Below are 21,419 nucleotides of genomic sequence, written 5' to 3'. Positions count from 1 at the left end.
GAGGCGGAGTCCGGGGGCTCACTCGTTTCCCGCTCCCGGTCAGCCGACCAGGATCGGTCCGCGTGACCGTTGTCCGAGGCAATACTCGTTGTAGTTGTCGAGCAGCCGCTGCGCCTCGCCGGTGGCCTGCCGGAACCGCGTGTTCGCGTCGGCGCCGCCGGCCAGGACGTCGTGCATAGCCTTGGTCATCGCTTTTTGGATCGCGGCGAAGTCGCCGAGCAGAGCGCCCTTGCCTGCTGGTGTGCCATCATTGGCACTGAGCTGGTCGACGGCCGTCCAGTGATGCGGGTTCTCGGCGAACCAGCCTTGGTCGTTCAGCAACTCGATGGCGCCCTTGGTGACCGGAACGAAGTTTGTCTCCCGATGCCGTTTCGCTGCGTTGGCCGGGTTGTTCAGGAACTGGATGAACGCCAGGGCGCCGTCCCGAGTCGACTCATCGAGGCCGTTCGCGAGCCACAGCGCGTCGCCGCCGATGACGTTGCCGGAGTAGGGGACCTCACCGTTGTGCGGCATCCTGCATGCCTTGACGTCGAAACCACCGTGTTCACCCGCCTCCACCATACGTGTGGCCTCGACCGAGGTGGTAAGCACGAACGCCACTCGTTGGTCGGCGAACGCCTGGAAGTTGCTGTCCCAGTCCACCTCTGTTCCGTTGTACAGGTAGAGGTAGTGACCCTCCCGATACAGCCGTTGCCACCACTGGACGTATGCCATCATCTCGTCCGAGTCCAGGTGGACGGTTTCCGCCCGCCCAGACCGCCCGTTGTCGTGATCAGCGAGCAGGCCGCCCTGCTGGGCTACTGACTGCTGGAACAGCCAACCGTGATTGGGCCAGGTGATCGCGTGTGAAGGTCCGCCGGGCATATCGACGACCGCTTTGCAGGCCCTGTCGATCTCGTCCCAAGTCCTCGGAACCTCGGTGATGCCGGCGGCCCTGAGCATGGTCGTATTGGCGTACAACAGGGTCGTCGAGGTGAGCGGTGGCATCGCTGCTGTCGCGCCGTCGTAGAGGTAGTAACCTCGGGAAGCTGGCAGCAGGTCGTCCAGTACGACCGGTTCGCCGAGGATCTCGGTGCGGCCGTCGATCGCCCGCTCGACCGAGGTGAACAGCGGTGTGCCGTCGGCAGTCCTGGCATCGTGTGCCTCCTGAGCCGACGTGTAGAAGTACTGCGCGATGGTGGGCGGATTTCCCTCCGACGTCGCTCGGTGTACGGCCTCGGGTAGGTCGTTCCAGTCGAATCCCTCTATTTGGACCCGATATTCGGGATGTGCCTCGTTGAAGGCTTTCGCGACCTCCGACACCCTGCCCATGAACCACGGCATGACCGGGTAATGGGGCATCCACATCGTGATGACGGTCTGATCGGTATTCCATTTCATGAGAGAGCCGTCCTCAATAGGTGATGACCGCGCGGAACCGGACGTCGCCCTTGTCGACCCTGTCGATGGCGTCGGCGATCCGAGTGGAGTCGAAGAGCTCGATGGAAGGGGTCACTTCGCCTGCCGCTACGAGGGCCAGCGCTTCGGTAAGGTGATTCATGCCATCGTGACTGGCTCCGGTCACTCGGTGCCCCTGCGCGAAGAACTGCGCACTGGGGTCGATGGTGAACGGGGCGAATGGATCGATCGAGGCCAGCGTGATCCGGCCGTTGACCCGCAGGCCCAGCATCGCATCCGCGCCCGCAGCGTAGGACGTGCCGGTTACAAGGATGATATCGGCGCCGCCGGAGTCGCGCAGCTCCTCGCCGTTCGTCACGACGACCGACGCGCCGAGCCGCCGGGCCGAGTCGTACTTGTCCGGGGACTGGGTGATCGCGACCACCTCGTGCCCGAACGCGGCTGCGAATTGCACCGCCAAATGCCCGAGTCCACCGAGACCGAGCACCGCGACGCGATCGCCCGGACGGGGATCGCTCGCCCGCAGCGCGCTGAGTGCGGTGTAACCGGCGCACAGTACGGGGGCGGCGTGCTCGTAGGCCACTTCCTTCGGAAGTGGCACAGTACTGCTGGCCCGCACCGCGATGTACTCGGCATGCCCGCCCTGCGCCGTCATTCCGGTCAGAGTCGGAGCAGCGCAGTGCATCGCGGTCTGCCCGGTGACCGGTAGGTTCAGCGTGCAGTAGTCGCATCTGCCGCAACCGCCCTGCACCCAGGTGGTGCCGACCCGGTCACCGACGACGCGGGACGTGACGCCCGCGCCGACCGCGACCACCTCGCCGGCCGCTTCGTGTCCGGCGATCGTCGGATTGATCGACGGGAAGGGAAGGACGCCGTTGGTCAGCCAGACGTCGTTGTGACACACGCCGCTCGCGTGGACCCTGATCAACACCTCACCGGGGCCCGGTTCCGGGGTGGGGACCTCACGGATCTCCCACGGGGATCCGGCCTCGGCGACCACTGCGGCCTTCATGCATCCTCCTTGAGTAGCACGGGAAGTGTGTCCAAGCCGTTCATGATGAACGTGCCCTGCGCATTGATCTCCTCCGGCGGTACCGCGAGCGTGAGATGCGGAAAGCGCTCGAATAGCGCGCGTAGCGCGATCTCCGCTTCCTGAAGGGCGAGTGGCTGCCCGATGCAGCGGTAGATGCCCTGACCGAAGGAGAGGTGGTCTTTGTTCGTTCTGGTGATGTCGAACCTGTCGGCCGTCTCGCCGTGGACTTCGGGGTCTCGGCCGATGGCGGCGAAGTTTACTAGCAGTGGGTCGCCCCGTTTTATCTCGACGCCGTCGATCTCGACGTCCTCGACGGCGAACCGGAACGGCAGATGAGCCACCGGCGCCTGCACTCGCAGCGTTTCCTGGATGACGTCCTCCCAGGTCGCTCGGTCGTTACCGACCAGCTCGAGCTGTTCCGGGTGGGTCAGCAAGGCGAACACGGCGTTGCTGATCAAGTTTTTCACCGGCTCGGTCCCGGTGGCTAGCATGATGTGCAACGTGCCGACCATCTCCGAATCGGTCAGCCGGGAGCTGTCCTCTTCCTGAGCGGCCACCAGATCGCTGGTGAGGTCCGCTCCTGGGAACTGTCGTTTGCTCTCGACGAACTCGAGCATCTGCTGGTGCCAGCGTTCGACGTTGGCTGCCGCCTCCTCGGCCGAGATACTGGTGTCCACATTGATCTCGCCCCCGCGGAGCATCTCCATACGGTCCTGTTCGGGCACTCCGAAAAGGTCGCAGATCACCTGGGACGGCAGCGGGTGGGAGTACCTGGCTTTGAGGTCGACCGGTTCGGTGGGGGGAAGTGCGGCTAGCTCGTCGAGCAACCCGGTAGCGGTGCGTTCCACCGCGGGTCGCAGTGCCTCCACCCGCCGCGGTGTGAACGCGTTGGCGCACGGCTTGCGCAGTCGACTGTGATCATTGCCGTAGGACGTGGTCAGGTTATCCATCAGGACCCACCCGATAAGTGGGAAATTCTCGTCGACCTTGCCGTTCAGGTAGTCGACCCAGTGTTTTCGTGGATCCTTGGAGAACCTCCGGTCGGAGAGCACCTGGTGGGCGGCCCGCTGGCCGGCCACCGACCAGGCAAGTACCCCGCCAGGGAGCTCCACCTGGGACACTGGTCCGTTTTCGCGGATGCTTGCGCCCTCAGCATGGATATCCGAGCCGGACGTGTCGAGCGCGACGGGGCAGCGACTTTTCATGGCAGAGTCCTCGACAATCGCGATCAGGTGTACCGGGGGGTGTGATCGAGCTCGCGCACGACCCGTCCGAACAGTTCTGTACTCGACGGAAGTTTCATGGGGCCTCCCGGAAAACCGGTGACGGTGGATGTGGAATCTCCCACCGGAAAATCTGCCCACGGGCCGCGCGGACAGCATCTCCGCGATTGCGCTGTAAGCCCGCAAATTCGAAGACGTGATCCTGCTCTTATCGGTGTGAAGATGAATGTTGGTCAGGCACCTGTGTGAATGAATGTACGGATTAGGAGTGCGTGATGGTTTCCGATTCCATTCAGGGCACCTTTGCCGAGCAGGTGGAGCGAACGCCGGACAGGGTGGCGGTGTCTTTCGGTGATCGGACGTTGACTTACAGGGAGCTCGACAAACGAGCCAACCAGCTCGCGCACCGGTTGCTGGCGCTGGGTGTGCGTCAGGAAGCACCTGTCGCGGTGCTGATGGATCGTTCCATCGAGTTGGTGGTCGCGCTGCTCGGTGTGCTCAAGGCCGGAGCCTGTTACCTGCCGTTGCACAGTGCTTATCCGTTGGAGCGGATGCAGTGGATCATCAACGATGCCGACCGGCCTGTGTTGCTGGCTGACACGGCCACGACCGATCGCGGCCTACCGGAGACCGACGATCTGGTCCTCGTCGATACCGACGCCGAGCTTGCCGCGCAGCCTGTCACCGACCCCGCGGTGCCTGCCCACCCGCTCCAGCTTGCTTACGTGATTCACACGTCCGGTTCGACGGGGCACCCCAAGGGCGTCGCCGTTGCCCACTCCGACGCGCTCGGCCTCGCATCGGACCGGATCTGGGACGGAGGGGGACACGAGCGTGTGCTGATGGTTGCGCCCTACGCGTTCAATGTGTCCACCTATGAGTTCTGGGTGCCGTTGTTGCGCGGTGGACGGATCGTCGTGGCGCCGCCCGGAGACCCCGACGTGGCCACGCTACAGCTACTGATCTCGGAAAACGAGGTTACCGGTGTGCATCTGACAGCCGGCCTGTTCAGGGTGATCGCCGAGGAGGCTCCGGAGGTCCTTGGCGGCGTGCGCGAGGTGCTCACCGGCGGCGACGTGATCGCACCCGGAGCGGTGCGCCGCGTGCTACGGGCTAATCCGGACATCGTGGTGCGCTGCATGTACGGAGCTACCGAACTGACCCTTTTCTCCACGCACGAACCTATGACCGCCCCCCACGTCGAGGACAGAGCCATTCCGGTCGGACGCGAGATGGACGGGGTTCGGACCTACATATTGGACGAACGACTACGCCCGGTCGACATCGGAGAGATCGGCGAGCTCTACGTCGCCGGCAGGGGGCTGGCCCGCGGCTATTACGGCCGCCCCGACCTGACCGCGGAACGGTTCGTCGCCAATCCCTTCGGTAAGTCGGGCGAGCGGATGTATCGCACCGGCGATCTGGTGCGAGCTACGTCGGATGGTCGGGTCGACTTCGTTGGTCGAGTCAATGACCAGGTGAAGATAAACGGTTTCCGGGCTGAGCTGGGCGAGATCGAGGCAGTGTTGGCGAGTCATCCCGGTCTGGCACACGTCGCAGTGGTGACGACGGCTACTGCTACGGGCGATAACCTGCTGGTCGGTTACGTCGTGCCGGAGACTGACGAGTTCGATGTGGAAGCGTTGCGCGCTTACGCCGCGCAGGCATTGCCCGACTATATGGTACCGAACACATTCCTGGTAGTGGACGCGCTTCCGTTGACACCCAACGGAAAGCTGGACCGAGAATCATTGCCGAAACCCGATTTCAAGGGCGGCTCCGGGGGTGGGAGACCGTCGACCGAGCGACAGGAACTGCTCTGCTCGCTGTTCGCCACCGTGCTCGGCATCGAACAGGTCGGTATCAACGACAGCTTCTTCGACCTCGGTGGGCAATCGCTGCAGGGAATGCGACTGATCAGTCGTGTCCGGGCAGCTCTCGGCGTCGATTTGACGATCACCGAGTTCTTTGACGCACCCACCATCGGTGAACTCGACGCGCACTTGGAGAAACGCGCGGCGACAGAAGGGAAAGCTGGATGACCAATCCTTTTGATCTCGAGAACGGCTCGTACTCCGTGCTGGTCAACGCGGAGGGACAGCACTCGTTGTGGCCGGAGTTCGTCGACGTTCCTGCTGGATGGTCGGTAGTGCATGGTCCTTCCGGCCGCGCTGAGTGCCTCGAGTACGTGAATGCGAACTGGGGCGATTTGCGGCCGCGGCGACTCGTGGTCGAGCTGAAGGGCTGAGTATCACCCGATAAGGAGGAGAAGCGCAATGTCCGTATCTGGTAAGCATGCCTTCGACGATTTGCATGTCGACCACGTCGAGTTCTACGTCGACGATCTCGTGAAGTCTGTGGAGGGGTTCTCCTCCGGGTACGGCTTCACGGTGTACGCGAAGGAGGACACTCCCGCCACCGGAGCCACTGCGCACTCGATCGGCCTTGGTTTGAACCGGATCCGGCTGCTACTCACACAGCCGTTGGTGGACGAGCATTCTGCTGTTGGTTATCTCGCCCGGCACGGCGATGGGGTCGCGGATATCGCGTTACGAGTGGCGGACACCACGACTGCCTTCAGGGAGGCGGTGCGGCGCGGTGCGACCCCGGTGGCCGAGCCGGTTGAGCGGGACGGTGTGATGACCGCAACCATCGGTGCTTTTGGTGATGTGACGCACACCTTCGTAGAGCGGCGAGCCGACATGGGAGATCCCCCTCAAACGGGGCTCTGGGCCACTTCCGGTTTCGCATACGGTCCGGACAGCGGGATAAATGAAATCGACCATTTCGCTGTGTGCGTGCACCCCGGCGATCTTGACGACACCGTGGCATTCTATCGGGACGTCCTGGACTTCGACCTGATCTTCACCGAGCACGTGGAGGTGGGTGAGCAGGCGATGATCACCAAGGTGGTGCAAAGCCGTTCCGGCAAGGTGACGCTGACGTTGATAGAGCCGGTCGCGACCGGAGTGTCCGGACACATCGATGAGTTCCTGACCAATCACGGCGGACCAGGTGTGCAACACATTGCTTTCAACACAAACAATATCGTGCGAGCGGTGGACATAATCCGTGAGCGCGATGTTGAGTTCTTGTCCACACCGGATGCCTACTATTCTGCCCTGCCGGAGCGAGTGGACCTTGCCCGGTACACGGTAGACGAACTACGTGCCCGCAACATCCTTGTCGACAATGACCACGACGGGCAGCTGTTCCAGATCTTCACGAAGTCGGTGCACCCGCGGAACACGATTTTCCTGGAGATCATCGAACGACTCGGGGCCAGGGGATTCGGTAGCGGCAACATCAAAGCGTTGTATGAGGCTGTTGAACGCACGCGGGAACCGGGAGACTCCGCCGCGTGACGCTTGGGCTTTGCCGGTACGAGGGAGAGGGAAGTGTTCGACGACGAGACGTCCAAGCAGTCATTCGGTGCGGCCGTCCAGCGGTTGTGGGTTCCCGGAATGGGCACCGAGGTCGTGGCGCCGCTGTTGTCCAACCTGATCCACATGGTGCGGCCCACTCGGGTTCTCGAAGTCGGGATGGGGTATACCACGCCGTTCCTCGCCAAGGCACTGGCCGAGGTTGAGGAGCAGGTCGAGGCCGAGCGAGCGGCCCTGGTGGACAAGACGGAGTCGTATCTGCGGGAGGGCCGTGACCTCGACGAGGAATGGATCGATACTCCGCCAGCGCTGCTGGTCCCCGGCTTCTACAACGAGCGTCGAAATGTCCGGTTCGTAGCGGTCGACGACCTGTCCGATGGGGGATCCTCGGCCGGTGAGGTAACCGAGGTGCTCGATGAACTGGGACTCTCCGAGCAAGTCACCGTGGTCAACGGGCAGCTGCGGGACTGCCGGGAAGTACTCCCCGACGGTTTCGCGCCCATCGACTTCGCGTGGGTCGATGCCTGGGAGTGTCTGTACTTCTTCGAGAATTTCTGGGATCTGATCAACCCGAACGGCGGTTTGGTCGTCATGCATTATCTGATGACCTATCCAGAGGGGGAGGCCATCCTGGAGTACCTGGCGGACTCGCAGCGATTGCGCGCCGGTGAGTTCGAGCTCCTGAGCCTGTTGGAGAGTCAGAAGTTGCGGCAGAACAGTCTGACGGTGATCCGCAAGACCGCCGAGGTCAAGTCCCCACAGTACTCCGAGGCTGGCCAGGTCCCCCGTCTTGGTGGCGCCTTCCGCGAAGCGGCCACCAGTTTGGCCGACGACATCCGCGGAGCGAGCTGAGTTCGGGAAATACCTCGAATTCTCTTGCTCGGAGAGTGGGCCGACCGTTGAAACACTGGTTGAGAATTCGTTTCCCGCCCGGGCCAGTTCTGCGACGGTAACTCCGCTGCGCATCACAGCAGAACCCTCTGCCGGGGCTTGAATGAAGGAAGAGAGAAAGGATCGCTATGAGTACGACCGAGCAGCAGAACACGGCAACCGACGGCCCCCCGGCTGTCCAGGCGATCGCCAGGATCACGGAGGCATGGGCAAACAACGACGCCTCCGCTTTCGCCTCGGTTTTCACCGAGGACGCGACCATGATTCTGCCCGGTGTCTATGTGAAGGGCCGGGAAGCGATCGCGGAGTTCATGAGCAAGGGATACGCGGGACCGTACCGGGGTACCCGAGTGACCGGTACTCCAGTGGACGTCCGCGTTATCGGTGACGATTTGACGATCGTTGTGACCGAGGGCGGTGTGCTGATGCCAGGAGAGACGGAACCCGACGTATCGCGGCGAATTAAGGCCACCTGGGTCGTGGTGCGCCGTGGTAAGTCGGACTGGCAGCTGGCGGCGTACCACAACGCTCCTGCGGAGCAGTCGGCCTGAACTCTTCCCAGTGGAGATAGGGGTGGGCCCTGCTGGCCTTCGCCCCGTGCCTGTTCACCGCGGCGAAAACCGGTCCGGGAGATCATCGGGAGGAACGGAGGTGGACGGGCTCTGTCCGAACTGCGGCTACCATCCAGCGAACGCTGTTGGTGGGCACGACGTGGATCGCTGTGCCCACCCGGTCGCCGACTTCGGTCGGCGGCATGGAGTGGCACCCGTCGTGGCCGCGCCGTCAACCTGGATCGGGTCGGACGTCTCCAGCTTACTCGTGAGCAAGGGGACGAATGGCACATGGGCGACCTGAGAAAGCGGGGGAGGCGCGGCGCACTCGGGAAGACGTCCAGGTTCCGCACGGAGTGACACGGTTGTGGCAACGCCCCGCTTCGTCAACCGCCCGGCGATCGCTACCGGACCGGTACTGATTCGACCCATCAGCGCTGTTGCGCATGTTGCCTGGAGGCAATGTTGAACACTACTGAGACACGCCCATCGCGCGCCGAGCTGCTTCGCCGTGCGAGTGACCTCGTTCCACTGCTGCGTAAACACGCACAATGGGGGGATGAGCACCGGCGGTTGCACGACGAGACGATCGAGGCGATGGCCGACGCCGGTATTATGAAGATGCGAAGTCCCGCACGTTATGGTGGCTACGAGTCGGATATGCGGACCGTGGTCGACGTGATCGCCGAGCTGGGGCGTGGCGACGGGGCAGCGGCTTGGACCGCTGCGGTCTGGGCAATCAGTACCTGGATGATGGGCCTGTTTCCGGACGAGGTGCAGGACGAGGTCTTCGCCACGGAAGACGTTCGGGTGACCGGAATCCTGAGCCCGACCGCCATGGCGGTGCCGACTGACGGCGGTGTCGTGGTGAACGGCAAGTGGGCATTCAACTCGGGCGCTCCGCAGGCTACGTGGAACACCAACGCGGCTGTGCTGGCCCATCCTGATGGCAGTCACGAACCGGTCATGATCGCCGTACCGCTCAAGGACCTGAAGATTGTCGATGACTGGTACACGACCGGTTTGCGCGGTTCGGCCAGTGTCACCACCGTAGCCGAGGATCTGTTCGTTCCGCAGGAACGCGTGCTCTCGTTGGTTCCCGTGCTCCAGGGACAGCACGAGTCGCAAGTGAACGCGCGGTCGCCGATCTACGGTGCTGCGTTCATGCCCACGGCCTGCGCGACCATCAGCGCCCCGGTGGCGGGACTGGCGAAGGCGGCCAACGATGCGTTCTTCGAACGGTTGCCCGGGCGGAAGATCACTTACACAAGCTACGAGAGTCAGCAGGAGGCGCCGTTGACTCACCTCCAGGTCGCCGAGGCCTCGGTGAAGACCGACGAGGCGGTGTTCCACGTCGGACGGACCGCTGACCTACTGGATGAAAAGAGCTCCCGCGGGGAGCAGTGGTCGCTACAGGAGCGTGCTCGGATGCGACTGGATCTCGGCGCTGCGTGCCAACGCGCCAAGGAGGCGGTGGACACCCTGAACATGGCCAGCGGAGGGTCGTCGATTTATCGGGACGTGCCCATCCAGCGCATCGCGCGCGACGTGCAGACGATCAACCTTCACGCGATCCTGCACCCGAACACCAACTACGAGCTCTACGGTCGGATTCTGTGTGGTCTGGAACCCAACACCGACTATATCTAGTCCGGTCGCGGACGAATGCCCGCCGCGCACCGGTACGAAGCGCAGAGCGGGCATCGCGGCCGAACGACCAACAGCGCGCGTAGCGCGTGATACCCGCCGCCGCACGGGCAGGGGCGCACCGGCGCGACTTACCCGAGCGCCTCGGTCCTCGGAGGCCGCTTACGGGTTGTTGCGGCAGTGGCAGCGTGGTGTCGTCCGACGACGGATTCTGAGTCAGTCGCATTCCCAGGGCGATCCCGAAAATTTGATCATGTGGAATGTGTGTGGAATCCATCGTGGTTCGCGCGCATCAGTATAATGATGATTCGCTTGAAAGGGGAATTGGAGTTAATCCCGGAGAGGCATCGTCGATCCCGATTGGAACGGGCTCGACGATGCCCCCGAGGGTGGATGGCCGGCAGGCTGCGTCTTGTTTGCGAGTAACGCCGGAAAGCTCTGATGACCGTTATTCTGAGTCGGGCCGTGCTCGGTCGCTTGCGAATGCCGCGCAGTAGCCGCCGGCGCTCGGGCAGATTCGGCCACGCGCGGCGAATCCAGGGTGTTCGGGATCCAGCGCGCGCAACGTTGTCCTTGGCGGGTCGATCGTACCCGGACCAGTGAAAGGTAAAGGCTGGTTTCGATTCGGTGTGGGCAATACGTTGCGACTGTCTCGCGCGGTTTTCTCGGATCGATCAAAAAAGTGACACGAGGATTGCTCGGTCTTGATTTGTCGTCGAGTCCGGTAGCGTCGGATCGCTACCGGACGGATCTCGTTCGTCGGTCTTCGGCCGGCCGGAGGAATCTCCCGGGGTGCCGACGCTGTCGCGGGCGGAGAATTCGAGCGCAGGATTACCTCCCCCCGGTGGCGGAGAACTGCCGGATCAGCGTTCGCCGGCAGGGCGCCGTGGCCCGAACGGCCTCGCGGTGAGCGGGCGACTCGGAGTACGACCGGGGATTACGAGGCTCCTCTGGTCGTGGGTGTCCTCCGGCGGATACGCCCGCTGTCGCGGGATCACCGCTTCTCAGCTGGCGCCTCGGTCACCGGTCACCCACGACCGAGTTCACACCTCACTGGCCGACTGAGAGGAGCTCGCGGTGCAGTCGTTGCAGCTCGTCACTCGGTTCCAGCGCCAGCTCCTCGTTGAGCTTTCTGTGCAGTTCGCGGTACATCGCCAGGGCTTCCAGCCTCCGACCGCTGCGGCTGAGCACCCGCATCAGCTGCTCGTGCAGTTCCTCGTCCAGGGGGTTCATCGTGACGAGGGATCGAAGTTCGGCGATCAGATCGCGATGCATGCCCGCCTCGATCTCGGCTTGGATGCGGAGGTAGCGCGTGTTGTGCTGCTGTTCCTGAAGATTCACCGCATAGGCCGTGAGTACGGGACCGCAGTTGATGTTGGCCAGCGGAGGGCCGGACCACAGCGACAACGCGGATCGGAGCGAGTCGACCGCTTCTGAGTAGCTTCCTGACTCCATCAGCGCCTCCCCTTGACGGCGTAAGTGCTGGAAAGTGAACAGATCGGTCTGAGCGGGTTCCACCTGGAGCACATAACCGGGTGGCTTGGTGGCCAGAACTGCGTTTTCGGAGGTCAGGTCGCTCTTTTCGAGCCATCTGCGCAGTTGGTAGACGTAAGTCTGCATGGTCGTTCGGGCGCTTCGAGGGGGTTCGTCCCCCCATAGTTCGTGAACGATGGAGTCGGTGTGCACCACCTTTCCCGGGCGCATCAACAGCATCGCCAGCAGTTGCAGGGGTTTCGGCGCGGTCGGTGCGTGATCCTCACCATGCTTGAGTACTTCCAACGGTCCCAGCAGGGTGAACTTCAGGATGTCGTCGGAGGTGTCACGAAAGCTGGTTAGTTCAGTATCGAGAGTTCTATCCCATGCTGCTAATTCTGAAGACATCAGGATTTTCTCCCCCTGGCCTGTTTGCTTCGTGAGTGAGTGCTGCTCGGTTCGACCGTGGTGCGATCCAGAAACAAGCGCTGTTCAAATCTATTCGATCGAATTCGCGAACGAGAGTGACGTGGCTATGTGAGATGCCCTGATTTTTTCCTTGCCGACTATGAGGGGCACATGCCTCGGAAATGACATGATCACTGGTGGCGTCCACTTCGGGTTCGTAGGTTAATGCATGCCGAACAAGAGAACGTGAAGGGGTGGACGTGAACGAGAAAACCAGCTTTGCGGAAGGACCGGGGAAGCCGGTGGAGTCTCGACTGTCGGAGCCTTCGGAGGGGATCTTGATCGAGCACTTCGATCAGTGGAGTAATCCGAATGGATTACAGGTGGGGGGAACTATTTGGAGCAAGTCCGAAGGAGGCGAGATCCTACCTTGACGGAGATCGATCCCGCGAGTGCTCACGTAGCCGGATTCAAACGCCACCTTCGTCTCGAACTCGCCGAGGGGAACGGAGCTTTCCTCTTCTCGGAAGACGGCGTGACGGCGTTGCGCGGGATGCGCGTCGAGTCCCTGGCTGCCGTGTTGGACGGCACCAGGGACTTCGCGAGCCTGGTCGACGCAAAGCCGGGAGGGCTGGATTCGAGGCGGATAAGCGAGATGGTCGGTCAACTCGTGGACGCGGGGCTGCTGACGATTCGTCCCGCACCCGAACCGGGTACCGACGAGCGCGCGCTTGCCTACTGGGATGCCTGTGGTGTCGAGCGCACCCCGGCCGTGCACAGTCGTGTGATGAGCATTCGCCTCCTGACTGTTGGAGAGGCGGTCGACGTCACGGCGGTGGAGACAGCGCTGCGAACAGCCGGTTTCGCTGTCGATGCGGCTCCCTGGGAAGCCCTCTCCGAAACGGCTGATCTTACAGTGGTGCTCTGTGACGATTATCTTAATCCAGCGCTCGCCGAGATCGATCGAGCCTGCCGCTCTTCGGGCCGACAGTGGTTGCTCGCGAAACCGACGGGCGTCCACGTGTGGGTCGGCCCCGTGTTCCAACCCGGAGTGACGGGGTGCTGGCACTGCCTCGCCACCCGGCTGTGGGGTCATCGTCACGCCGAGGCGTGTGCGCAGGCCGCACTCGGGCGCGAGGGACCTGCTCCGCATCCGGTTGCTTCGCTTCCGGCGTCGACGGCCATGGCGGCCAATCTCGTCTCGCTCGAGACCACGAAGTGGCTCGCCGGCCATCGACATCCCGGCCAACGGGGAGTTCGGACTCTTGACACCACCGATCTTTCCGGGAGACTCCACGAACTGCGCGCCAGACCCCAGTGTTCGGAGTGCGGGGATGTCTCGCTCGTGGCTGCGCGAACACGCGAACCGGTGGTATTGCGTTCGGTCGGGAAGGTGCTGGGCTCGGGGAGTGGGCATCGTTCGTCGACTCCGGAGCAGGTACTGGACAAGTATCAGCACCTCATCAGTCCGGTGACCGGCGTGGTCAAGGAGATCAAGCGGGATCGGAATGCTCCGGAGCTGTTCAACTCGTTTCGTTCCGGCCCCAATTTCAGTGCGAAGGCCACCGGTATGGACACGTTGCGAAGGAGCATGCGCGACGAGAGTGGCGGCAAGGGGGTGAGTGCCACCGATGCGAAAGCGAGCGCGCTGTGTGAAGCGCTCGAGCGTTACAGTGGACGGTTCCACGGTGACGAAGAACGCATCCAGGGGACTCTGCGATCCCTGGGGGATATCGCCGTACACCCGAACGAGTGCATGCTGTTCCACCAACGGCAGTATGCGACGCGACTCGAATGGAACGCCGCGCACGCGCCTTTCCAACATGTGTGTGAGCCGTTCGACGAATGTGCCGTTACGGACTGGACTCCTGTTTGGTCGCTGACGTGGCAGCGACAACGGTTGCTGCCGACGGGAATGCTCTACTACGGAGCGCCTGCTGTGCAGGGCTGCCCCGATCTGCGTGCTGATTCGAACGGCAACGCTGCTGGAAGCAGTCTCGAGGATGCCATCGTCCAGGGGTTGTTAGAGCTGGTGGAGCGTGATGCTGTGGCCCTTTGGTGGTACAACCGTACTCCAGTTCCGGGTGTGGATCTCGATGCCTTTCACGAGCAGTGGATCGAGGAGCTGCGTTGGACCTACACCCGTATGGGACGGGAAATCTGGGTTCTCGACGTGACCTCCGATATAAACATCCCCGTGATGGTGGCGATGTCGAGACGCATTGATTCTGTCGACGAGCACATAATGTTCGGATTCGGGGCACATTTCGATCCCCGGATCGCGTTGCGCCGCGCACTGACCGAGCTCAACCAGCTCACTTCCGCCGCTGCCCCGAACGGGAGGGGAGAAGAGGTCGCTGTCGACGATCCGGACGCGTGGGCATGGTGGCGGTATGCGACTGTGCGGAACCAGCCCTATCTGATCCCCGACGCTGACGAAGCCCTACGGGTACCGGAGAGCTTCGACTACGTTCCTCGCCGTGACCTCGCCAAGGACATCGAATCGGTCGTCGCTGTGTTGTCCGAGAAGGGGCTCGATACCCTCGTCCTCGATCAGACACGGCCCGATATCGACCTCCCGGTGGTGAAGATGATCGTGCCGGGGATGCGTCATTTCTGGGCGAGGTTCGGCAATGGGAGACTCTACGAAGTACCCGTCGAGCTCGGGAGGCTGACCGAACCTACTGCGTACGAGGAGCTTAACCCGTTTCCCCTTTTTCTGTGAGGAGGCGAGCCATATCGGGACGATGGAGGAGCTGCGCAGTCGGTGTTCTCCTCGGGAATTCAGTGGAGAAGCTGTTTGTGCTACCGATCCAGTGGTTATGCCCCGTTGAGGGTGCGGTTATGGTCAATGAGAGATGATCTCTCATGGCGGACCAGCACAGCAGGAGTGTTCGTCGTCGCATGACGGAGCGACTGCGAACTCCGCAGGACTGGTGTCTGGTGGCGTGATCCGCTGTAACGGATGATCCCTCGGTCCGAGTTCGCTGTTTAACACCACCTCGACGCCGGATCGGCGAGAATCTACAGCGTACTGCGAGTGTGCCGCATTCCGATAAATCCGCTGGGGTCGCCGGATTCCGGTTACGCTTGTGGTGTCGACGGCTGCTTTCGGCTCGTGATTGGCTCCGATTCACGATCTGTGACGGTGCGGCGAGGAGCTGACAGTGGAACTCCACACGGGACGCTACGCCGTGTTTTCAGCATGAAATCCTGTGTCATGCTCACGGTGAGTCGTTCGGACAGGGCTTTCAATTGAATCCTTGGTCGAACGCGTTTCACGAGAGTTCGCTACGGCCAGTTGCTCAACTGCGTTGACGCGCACGATTAACTGCATCGTGTGTTTTTCCTGCTCGCTAAGAGGGGTGTTCGCAGAAAGCGTGAGGAGATTATTTCACCGTCTGGTGTACGGTGGATATATCTCTCCGTTTCGATTGTTTTGTCCGGTCCGAAGCGCGGCGTGCGATATTGGTCGAGCGTTGTGATCGTTCCATTGAGATGGTGTGGAGTGTGCTTGCGAGCGATGTATCGTTCGGATGAGCGCCAAAAGTTTCACGTGCCATGTGGCATGGATTTTCTTCGTTGAAACCCGAGCCATCGGGATTAATGTATCTTTTTGGGCAGTTTGTGTCTGGCGGGTCGTTGCGAAGGGGATGTAAATGTACTTCGTGTGGGAGTCGCTCGGAACATCAGCCGAAGGGGAGATGTCGAGTACGGAGCGGGGCTCGGGCACCTCACCGGACGTCGTGCTCGGCCGTTTTGTCACCTCGTTGGCGCCGAGGCTGGCCAACGGCATTGTCGTCGCAGTGTTCTGCGCCATTGGGCTGGTTTCGTTCATCAGCGTGTTGGCCGCAGGGTACGGGTCTGGTCAGGTGATGATGGGACTCGGTTATCTGATCGTGCTACTGGGCTTGCAGCTGGGGTACTTCAGTTGGCCGGGAGTCCGGCTTCGTCCCTCAGTATGCTATCCGGCTTTGCTGACGCAGGCCGGTCTGGTGTACTTGCCGATGTTGCAGTTCAGTGATTCCTGGATCGGTTTACCAGGATTACTTGCCGGTAGCATACTGCTCACATTGCGTCCTTCGGTTGCGGTGCCCGTGTTCGTCGTGATTGTGACCAGTATGGGGGTACTCGGTGCGCTCTACGGACGTGGATTGATCGCGAACGTCCATCTTGTTGTCTCGGCTGTCATTACGGGACTGGTCGTCTACGGCCTGACCCGATTAGCGGGTCTGGTCGGCGAGCTCTATTCGGCCCGGGAAGAGCTTGCCAGGTTGGCGGTTGCCGAGGAGCGTCTTCGATTCGCGCGAGATCTCCACGACCTGCTCGGACCGAACCTGTCCGCGATCACTCTGAAAAGTGAAATCAGTATCAAGGCGCTCGCCGAACAGCCGGAAACGTCGAAGAGGGAAATGGAGGAGGTTCTGGAGATCTCCCGGAAGGCGTTGAACGACACCCGATCGGTGGCCAGCGCATACAGCAGCCTCTCGCTGGAGGACGAGTGTCGATCGGCCCGGTCGATCCTGACCGCCGCCGAAGTCGACGTGCGTGTCGAGCGGGACGGCAACGCGTTCTCCGGTCCGGTCGATGCCGTGCTGGCCACCGTGTTGCGCGAGGGTGTCGCCAACGTGCTGCGGCACAGCAAGGCGGAGGTGTGCGAGATCTCCGTCCAAACGGTGGACGGAAACGCGTGTGTCGACATCGTCAACGACGGGTTGCCCCGCAGCCGAGTCGATTCGGCATCCGAAGGAACGGGTAACGGAATCGATAACCTTTCCCACCGCGTAGGAGCTCTCGGGGGTACGCTCACCGCCGGTGCCGAACACGACGACTGGTACCGATTGCGCGTGACTGTCCCGTTGACGCGGACGTCATGATCGGTCGTCTCACAACCAGCCTGATTCGGTGGCGATGCGGATGGCATCCACCCGGTTACGGGCGTTGAGCTTGTGCACCACCGAAGTGAGATAATTGCGGACAGTGCCGGTCGACAGGAACAGTTGAGCGGCGATGCCGTCGGCGTTGTGTCCTTTCGCGACTAGTCGGAGGATTTCGTGCTCCCTGTTGGTCAGCGGGTAGTCTGCTGCCTCCCAGGCTGCTAGGGCCAAGTCCCCGTCCACGACCCTGCGGCCACCGGCGACATCGCGGACCGCCTTGGCGAGCTTGTTCGATGGCAAGTCTTTGGGGATGAAGCCGTGCACACGCGCCGCGAGGGCGCGGCGCGCAGTGCCCGGATGTCCGAGGCTGGTCAGGATCAGTGTGCGGCACTCCGGCAGTGTCTCGTGGATCTCGGTTGCTGCGGTCAGTCCGTCTTTGCCGGGCAGATCGATGTCGAGGATGGCGACGTTCGGTTGGCGCTTGCAGGCAGCCGGCAGGATCTCATCGCCCGCTGCGATCTCCGCGGTGACTCGGATGTCGGGCTCCAGGTTCAGCAATGTGACCAAGGCCCCGCGGACCATGTGCACGTCTTCGGCCAGCAGTACCTCGATCAACGTCCGTCCTCCATCCTCGAATCGTGTGTTGTGACCTAGTTTGTCATCTGTTCGGGAATGAGATTGCCCCAAGCGGAGTATCAACAACGGTTTGTTCGTTACGGAAAGTAAAGTGACCTTGCGGTATGATTACCCCAAAGTGATGGGACCTCAGTCTCGTTGCGTAGGAGTTCGTTGAAATCTCGGAGCTCGTCCCACGTGATGCGGTTTCGTTGATCGTGGCGTGGGCCTGTGGGCCTGTGGGCCTGTGGGCCTGTCCCGGGGACCGTTCGAGAACTCGAATCAGTGTTCGACAGCGGGCGTGAACACGCAGGTCCGACTCCTGTAGAGGTTACTGACAAGTCACGAGTTGACCATGCCGACTCGTGCGGGGTGGGGGCTTGCCACGTGCCACACAGCGCCCCTCGCACGTCCGCGATCCAAATACCTTGAGTAATGTACTGAACGCCGAAGGTAACAGTCGTCGTTCCCGTCTCGACTCTCCTTTGAACTCGTTTCGAGCGTCGAACCGCATGGTGGCGCTGTGCAAACGGATCGTGTGGAGCTCTACGGCGAGCAACACGCCGGGAGTGGCACTACAAGCGCTTTTCCCGTTCGCCGTGGTCGTCGAACTGTGCTGTCGAGGTCGTGTCGAGTGGGGTTGTGCGGTAATGGAGGTCAAAGGCTCCGAGGCTCCGCTGCTGCTCGTCCTGTGTGGAGCGTAGATCTCGCTGTGAGGCTCGGGGCGTACCTCGGGGCAGGGTGACGGCTGGGGTCGGGAGCGACCGTGTTCTTGGTGGCGCGGTCACCCGATAGCGCTTCGGTATCCCGGTAGTCCGTCGTCGGTGCTGCACACGCGATTTTTGCCGATCGTTCGCGAGCGTGTTCAGGAAATGCGTGCCGTGTCATTGAAGGAGTGATCATGCAGCTGGGAATTCAGAGAGCTGTTTCGATGATTCGTACTAGGTATTATGATCCGATCTCCTTGGGAGACCTGGCGTCCGAGGCTTTTTTCAGCCCGTTCCACTTTTCGAGGGTGTTTTCGCGGGAAACGGGGGTAACTCCGGGAAGATACCTGACGGCAGTGCGGTTGTTCGAAGCCAAACGTCTCTTGCTGACGACCTCGTCGACCGTATCGGACATCGTCTGTAGTGTCGGCTACAACAGTGTCGGCACGTTCACGAGCCGGTTCACCAGGCTCGTGGGGATGACCCCCACCCAGTACCGAGCTCCGGAAGTGGATGAGCTGCTCCTGGCTGTGGCTCAGGACTTCCGTCGATTACCGTCGTTCGACGAGCCGCACGCGGGAGGAAGGAGTCGTGACTCGGCGACGGGAGTGGGCACTTACGTTACCGGTGCGATCGAGTTGCCGGTGGAAGCAGCTCCTGCGAATGTCCTGGTCGGAGTGTTCGACGATGCCATCCCGCAAAGCGGTCCGATATCGTACCAGTACCTGGCGAATGTGGGCTCCTCCAGGCTGACGATCCCGAACGTGCCACCGGGCCAGTGGAACGTCATGGCGATTGCCAAACGTGCCGATGACGTGTCGGCCGAATCCCCTCTCTTCATCGGCTCCGTTGGCCGACCGGTCAAGGTAATCTCCGGTCGATCCACCGATGTGACCTTGCGGATGCGAGCTCTGCGCCCGTCGGATCCGCCGATCGCGATCACTTTGGCTTCCCACGGTTCGACAAATGGCGATATTTCCGGACACCGGCCGTTGCGTTCGGCCGCCTGAGGCGCGGTTCGAATGCCGTAAGACGCAACTGGAACGCCGGAAGACGACGGTGATGCGCGGCTGAGGCCCCGAGTCCCCGGAAGGAGAAAACGGATGTCAACAGTGCTGGGAGCGCTGCGCAAGAGTGTGCTGGCTCCGCGTCTGGCCGAGGTGACCTTTCGCGGGCGTGATTTTCCCGTGGCCTCCGCTGGTGACTTCGAACGGTTAGAAGCGGTTCCGCAAACGGTCGTTTGCGGGTTCGAATGGGCTCTTGAGACCTCGGATCTGTGGGAAATCGAGCGCAGGTTGAACATGGTGGACGGCGAGTTGCGCGGGTTCGCCTACGAGGGTGCGACGATGGCGTACACCCTGCTGGATGCTATGCCCGGTGGGCGTAGCGACAGGACGAAGGCGCTGCTTCGAGGACCGGGTCACCGCCATGTGTTTCTAACCTACATCGGGATCGGTTTCGCGATGGCTCGTCTGCCGCGGAGATTATGGAAGAACGTCGTTCCCGATCTCGATGGATCGCCGTACCACCCGACGATGAGCTGGCTCGCCGTCGACGGCTACGGATTCGACCGGGCCTACTTCGACACTCACCGCTGGGTGGATCAGCAGTGGGTGCCCGCGCCTTATGCTTGGGAAGGGCTGCCCGAGTACTTCTTGCGCGCGGTGGACCAGGGAATCGGTCGTGCGTTGTGGTTCATCCACGGTGGACGGATAGCCGCCGTCGTTGCCGCGGTGCGAAGGTTCGCCGAGCACAGGCAGGCTGATTTGTGGAGTGGGGTAGGACTCGCGGCGACCTTCGCGGGAGGGGCCGAGAATCTGACAGACCTGCTCGACGCCGCAGGACGGCACGATGTCGAGCTCGCACTGGGTGCGGTATTCACGGCGAAGGCGCGGAGCTACTCCGAGTACATTCCCGACCATTCCTCAAAGGGAGTGCGGGCCCTTACCGGTCTGTCCGTGGCGGAGGCGGTCGGCCTCGCCGACAGCACCGTAGTCGAAGAGCACGTGTCCACGCGGCTCCCCGCTTACGAAGTATGGCGCGACAGGATACGCGCCGGCTTCACGTCGCGCTGAAAAAATGATCAAGCGTTTTTGGGGGGGTCGGCAAGTGTGAAGTAGATCTGTAACGGCTGATCGTGAAGATTGGAGGGTGAGGATCGATGATTTGATTCCTTTTCGACGAGGAGGCCGAGTGGGCAAGGGTTGGCGCACGCTCAGACGTCGTATGCTGACGCCTCACGTATCTGCCACTTCTCTCGAAGTGCGTGGTTTCCACAAGAAAGATCCGGATTCTTGCGAATTGCTGGAAACCGTGGGGAAGGAATTCCTGTCCGGTTACGGGGATGCGGTGGAGGTGAATTCGACCGCTGAGTTGAAAAAAAGGCTGGAGGAAGTTCCCGAACAGTTTCGTGGTTTCGCCTACGAAGGTGCGGCCATGGGATATACGGTCCTCGATGGTCTACCTGTCGGAGGCAGACGACATCTCGCGGAATTCCTTGCCGGAGTTGGCGAGCGGCATGTCTACACGGCCTATGTCGGTATCGGCTGGGCGATGGCACGGTTACCCAGGTTCCGATGGCCGCGTGTGGACACGTTCGATCCGTTGCTGCGTTGGTTGGTCCTCGATGGCTACGGATTCCATCAAGCGTATTTTCACACTCGTCGCTACGTGTACGAGCAGTTTCGCAACGACAAACTGTTCTGGCCCGCTCGCGGAACCGGTTCCTACCAGAACCGGGCCGTCGACCAGGGCATCGGGAGGGCGATGTGGTTCGTCGGTGGTACCGATGCCGAGCGCGTAGCCACCATGATCGAGAAGTTTCCCGTGTCTCGTCGATCCGATCTGTACGGCGGTGCGGGGCTCGCGGCCGCTTACGCGGGCGGTGCGAGCGAGGAGGAGCTGCGGCGTTTCCGCGAGCGTGCGGGGGAACACCGCGCCCAGGTTGCCCAGGGCGCCGCTTTCGCGGCGGAAGCCCGGTTGCACGGGGGGGTGATGGTGCCGGACACCGAGCTCGCCGTTGAGGTGCTCTGCGGCACCACGACGGAGCGGGCTGCGAGTCTGACCCGGGAAGTGCGTCCCGGCCGCTCGGACGTGGGTGATTCGCCGGCCTACGAGATCTGGAGACGACGCATCGCAGATGAATTCGTATCTCTAGGGAGGTATTGAGACGTGACCGCGACATTGCTCTGGCTACGTAGGCAGCTTGCGGGA

At 62.1% G+C, this 21,419-nt stretch carries 16 protein-coding genes; 11 read left to right on the top strand and 5 right to left on the bottom strand.

Annotated features, from left to right (window positions below; translation table 11 throughout):
- Positions 1-39 precede the first annotated feature (39 nt).
- The 3 genes from BM394_RS02340 to BM394_RS02330 are packed head-to-tail and all read right to left on the bottom strand — an operon-like array spanning position 40 to position 3,636.
- Positions 40-1,380: an extracellular solute-binding protein gene (locus BM394_RS02340; protein ID WP_092973214.1), complete on the bottom strand. Its 1,341-nt coding sequence runs from the start codon at positions 1,378-1,380 to the stop codon at positions 40-42.
- A gap of 13 nt (positions 1,381-1,393) precedes the next feature.
- A complete protein-coding gene (locus BM394_RS02335; RefSeq protein WP_092973212.1) occupies positions 1,394-2,410 on the bottom strand; it encodes an alcohol dehydrogenase catalytic domain-containing protein in 1,017 nt (338 codons plus the stop codon).
- Positions 2,407-3,636, bottom strand: coding sequence for a cytochrome P450 family protein (locus BM394_RS02330; RefSeq protein WP_092973210.1), 1,230 nt, complete (start codon positions 3,634-3,636; stop codon positions 2,407-2,409). Before BM394_RS02330 ends, BM394_RS02335 begins: the two co-directional genes overlap by 4 nt.
- Positions 3,637-3,929: 293 nt before the next feature.
- On the opposite strand from BM394_RS02330, the gene BM394_RS02325 reads away from it, so the two are divergent.
- The 6 genes from BM394_RS02325 (at position 3,930) to BM394_RS02300 (ending at position 10,129) form a co-directional block, all read left to right on the top strand.
- The gene (locus BM394_RS02325) at positions 3,930-5,696 is read left to right on the top strand and encodes a non-ribosomal peptide synthetase (RefSeq protein WP_092973208.1); all 1,767 of its coding nucleotides are present in this window, start codon (positions 3,930-3,932) and stop codon (positions 5,694-5,696) included.
- Positions 5,693-5,902 carry an MbtH family protein gene (locus BM394_RS02320; protein WP_092973206.1) on the top strand — a complete coding sequence of 70 codons (210 nt, stop codon included), beginning with the start codon at positions 5,693-5,695 and terminating at the stop codon, positions 5,900-5,902. Before BM394_RS02325 ends, BM394_RS02320 begins: the two co-directional genes overlap by 4 nt.
- A gap of 28 nt (positions 5,903-5,930) precedes the next feature.
- Positions 5,931-7,019, top strand: coding sequence for a 4-hydroxyphenylpyruvate dioxygenase (gene hppD / locus BM394_RS02315; protein WP_092973205.1), 1,089 nt, complete (start codon positions 5,931-5,933; stop codon positions 7,017-7,019).
- 33 nt (positions 7,020-7,052) lie between these two features.
- Complete coding sequence (locus BM394_RS02310) at positions 7,053-7,889, top strand: O-methyltransferase (protein ID WP_217643295.1); 837 nt, start codon at positions 7,053-7,055, stop codon at positions 7,887-7,889.
- A gap of 167 nt (positions 7,890-8,056) precedes the next feature.
- The gene (locus BM394_RS02305; protein ID WP_092973203.1) at positions 8,057-8,479 is read left to right on the top strand and encodes an SgcJ/EcaC family oxidoreductase; all 423 of its coding nucleotides are present in this window, start codon (positions 8,057-8,059) and stop codon (positions 8,477-8,479) included.
- Positions 8,480-8,941: 462 nt separating this feature from the next.
- Positions 8,942-10,129 (top strand): acyl-CoA dehydrogenase family protein, encoded by a 1,188-nt coding sequence (locus BM394_RS02300; RefSeq protein WP_092973200.1) that lies wholly within the window; start codon positions 8,942-8,944, stop codon positions 10,127-10,129.
- 1,047 nt (positions 10,130-11,176) lie between these two features.
- Here the strand turns inward: BM394_RS02300 and BM394_RS02295 are convergent.
- Positions 11,177-12,007 carry an AfsR/SARP family transcriptional regulator gene (locus BM394_RS02295; protein ID WP_092973198.1) on the bottom strand — a complete coding sequence of 277 codons (831 nt, stop codon included), beginning with the start codon at positions 12,005-12,007 and terminating at the stop codon, positions 11,177-11,179.
- 670 nt (positions 12,008-12,677) lie between these two features.
- On the opposite strand from BM394_RS02295, the gene BM394_RS02290 reads away from it, so the two are divergent.
- Both BM394_RS02290 and BM394_RS02285 read left to right on the top strand, forming a co-directional pair.
- On the top strand, positions 12,678-14,732 hold the full coding sequence (locus BM394_RS02290; RefSeq protein ID WP_217643293.1) for a TOMM precursor leader peptide-binding protein: 2,055 nt from the start codon (positions 12,678-12,680) through the stop codon (positions 14,730-14,732).
- 934 nt (positions 14,733-15,666) lie between these two features.
- Entirely contained in the window at positions 15,667-16,884 is a 1,218-nt protein-coding gene (locus BM394_RS02285) for a sensor histidine kinase (RefSeq protein WP_092973196.1), read from the top strand.
- 9 nt (positions 16,885-16,893) lie between these two features.
- Here BM394_RS02285 and BM394_RS02280 read toward each other — a convergent pair whose 3' ends face one another.
- Positions 16,894-17,499: a response regulator transcription factor gene (locus BM394_RS02280; protein ID WP_092973194.1), complete on the bottom strand. Its 606-nt coding sequence runs from the start codon at positions 17,497-17,499 to the stop codon at positions 16,894-16,896.
- Positions 17,500-18,400: 901 nt separating this feature from the next.
- Between BM394_RS02280 and BM394_RS02270 the strand changes: the two genes are divergently transcribed.
- The 3 genes from BM394_RS02270 (at position 18,401) to BM394_RS02260 (ending at position 21,374) form a co-directional block, all read left to right on the top strand.
- Entirely contained in the window at positions 18,401-19,216 is an 816-nt protein-coding gene (locus BM394_RS02270; RefSeq protein ID WP_092973682.1) for a helix-turn-helix transcriptional regulator, read from the top strand.
- Between the two features lie 93 nt (positions 19,217-19,309).
- Positions 19,310-20,281 carry a DUF1702 family protein gene (locus tag BM394_RS02265; RefSeq protein ID WP_092973190.1) on the top strand — a complete coding sequence of 324 codons (972 nt, stop codon included), beginning with the start codon at positions 19,310-19,312 and terminating at the stop codon, positions 20,279-20,281.
- 118 nt (positions 20,282-20,399) lie between these two features.
- Positions 20,400-21,374, top strand: coding sequence for a DUF1702 family protein (locus BM394_RS02260; RefSeq protein WP_092973188.1), 975 nt, complete (start codon positions 20,400-20,402; stop codon positions 21,372-21,374).
- The last annotated feature ends 45 nt before the right edge of the window (positions 21,375-21,419 follow it).

The sequence above is a fragment of the Actinopolyspora lacussalsi subsp. righensis genome (assembly GCF_900116555.1).
Classification (GTDB): domain Bacteria; phylum Actinomycetota; class Actinomycetes; order Mycobacteriales; family Pseudonocardiaceae; genus Actinopolyspora; species Actinopolyspora lacussalsi.
Note: the sequence above shows the minus strand (reverse complement) of the source record. Positions and strands in the feature narration are given on the sequence as shown.

What these genes read in the sequence shown, in the direction of transcription:
- BM394_RS02265 (WP_092973190.1), top strand. Translation starts at nt 19,310, where the DNA reads ATGTCAACAGTGCTGGGAGCGCTGCGCAAGAGTGTGCTGGCTCCGCGT.
- BM394_RS02305 (WP_092973203.1), top strand. Translation starts at nt 8,057, where the DNA reads ATGAGTACGACCGAGCAGCAGAACACGGCAACCGACGGCCCCCCGGCT.
- BM394_RS02270 (WP_092973682.1), top strand. Translation starts at nt 18,401, where the DNA reads ATGCAGCTGGGAATTCAGAGAGCTGTTTCGATGATTCGTACTAGGTAT.
- hppD (WP_092973205.1), top strand. Translation starts at nt 5,931, where the DNA reads ATGTCCGTATCTGGTAAGCATGCCTTCGACGATTTGCATGTCGACCAC.
- BM394_RS02300 (WP_092973200.1), top strand. Translation starts at nt 8,942, where the DNA reads ATGTTGAACACTACTGAGACACGCCCATCGCGCGCCGAGCTGCTTCGC.
- BM394_RS02330 (WP_092973210.1), bottom strand. Translation starts at nt 3,636, where the DNA reads ATGAAAAGTCGCTGCCCCGTCGCGCTCGACACGTCCGGCTCGGATATC.
- BM394_RS02320 (WP_092973206.1), top strand. Translation starts at nt 5,693, where the DNA reads ATGACCAATCCTTTTGATCTCGAGAACGGCTCGTACTCCGTGCTGGTC.
- BM394_RS02335 (WP_092973212.1), bottom strand. Translation starts at nt 2,410, where the DNA reads ATGAAGGCCGCAGTGGTCGCCGAGGCCGGATCCCCGTGGGAGATCCGT.
- BM394_RS02285 (WP_092973196.1), top strand. Translation starts at nt 15,667, where the DNA reads ATGTACTTCGTGTGGGAGTCGCTCGGAACATCAGCCGAAGGGGAGATG.
- BM394_RS02340 (WP_092973214.1), bottom strand. Translation starts at nt 1,380, where the DNA reads ATGAAATGGAATACCGATCAGACCGTCATCACGATGTGGATGCCCCAT.
- BM394_RS02295 (WP_092973198.1), bottom strand. Translation starts at nt 12,007, where the DNA reads ATGTCTTCAGAATTAGCAGCATGGGATAGAACTCTCGATACTGAACTA.
- BM394_RS02325 (WP_092973208.1), top strand. Translation starts at nt 3,930, where the DNA reads ATGGTTTCCGATTCCATTCAGGGCACCTTTGCCGAGCAGGTGGAGCGA.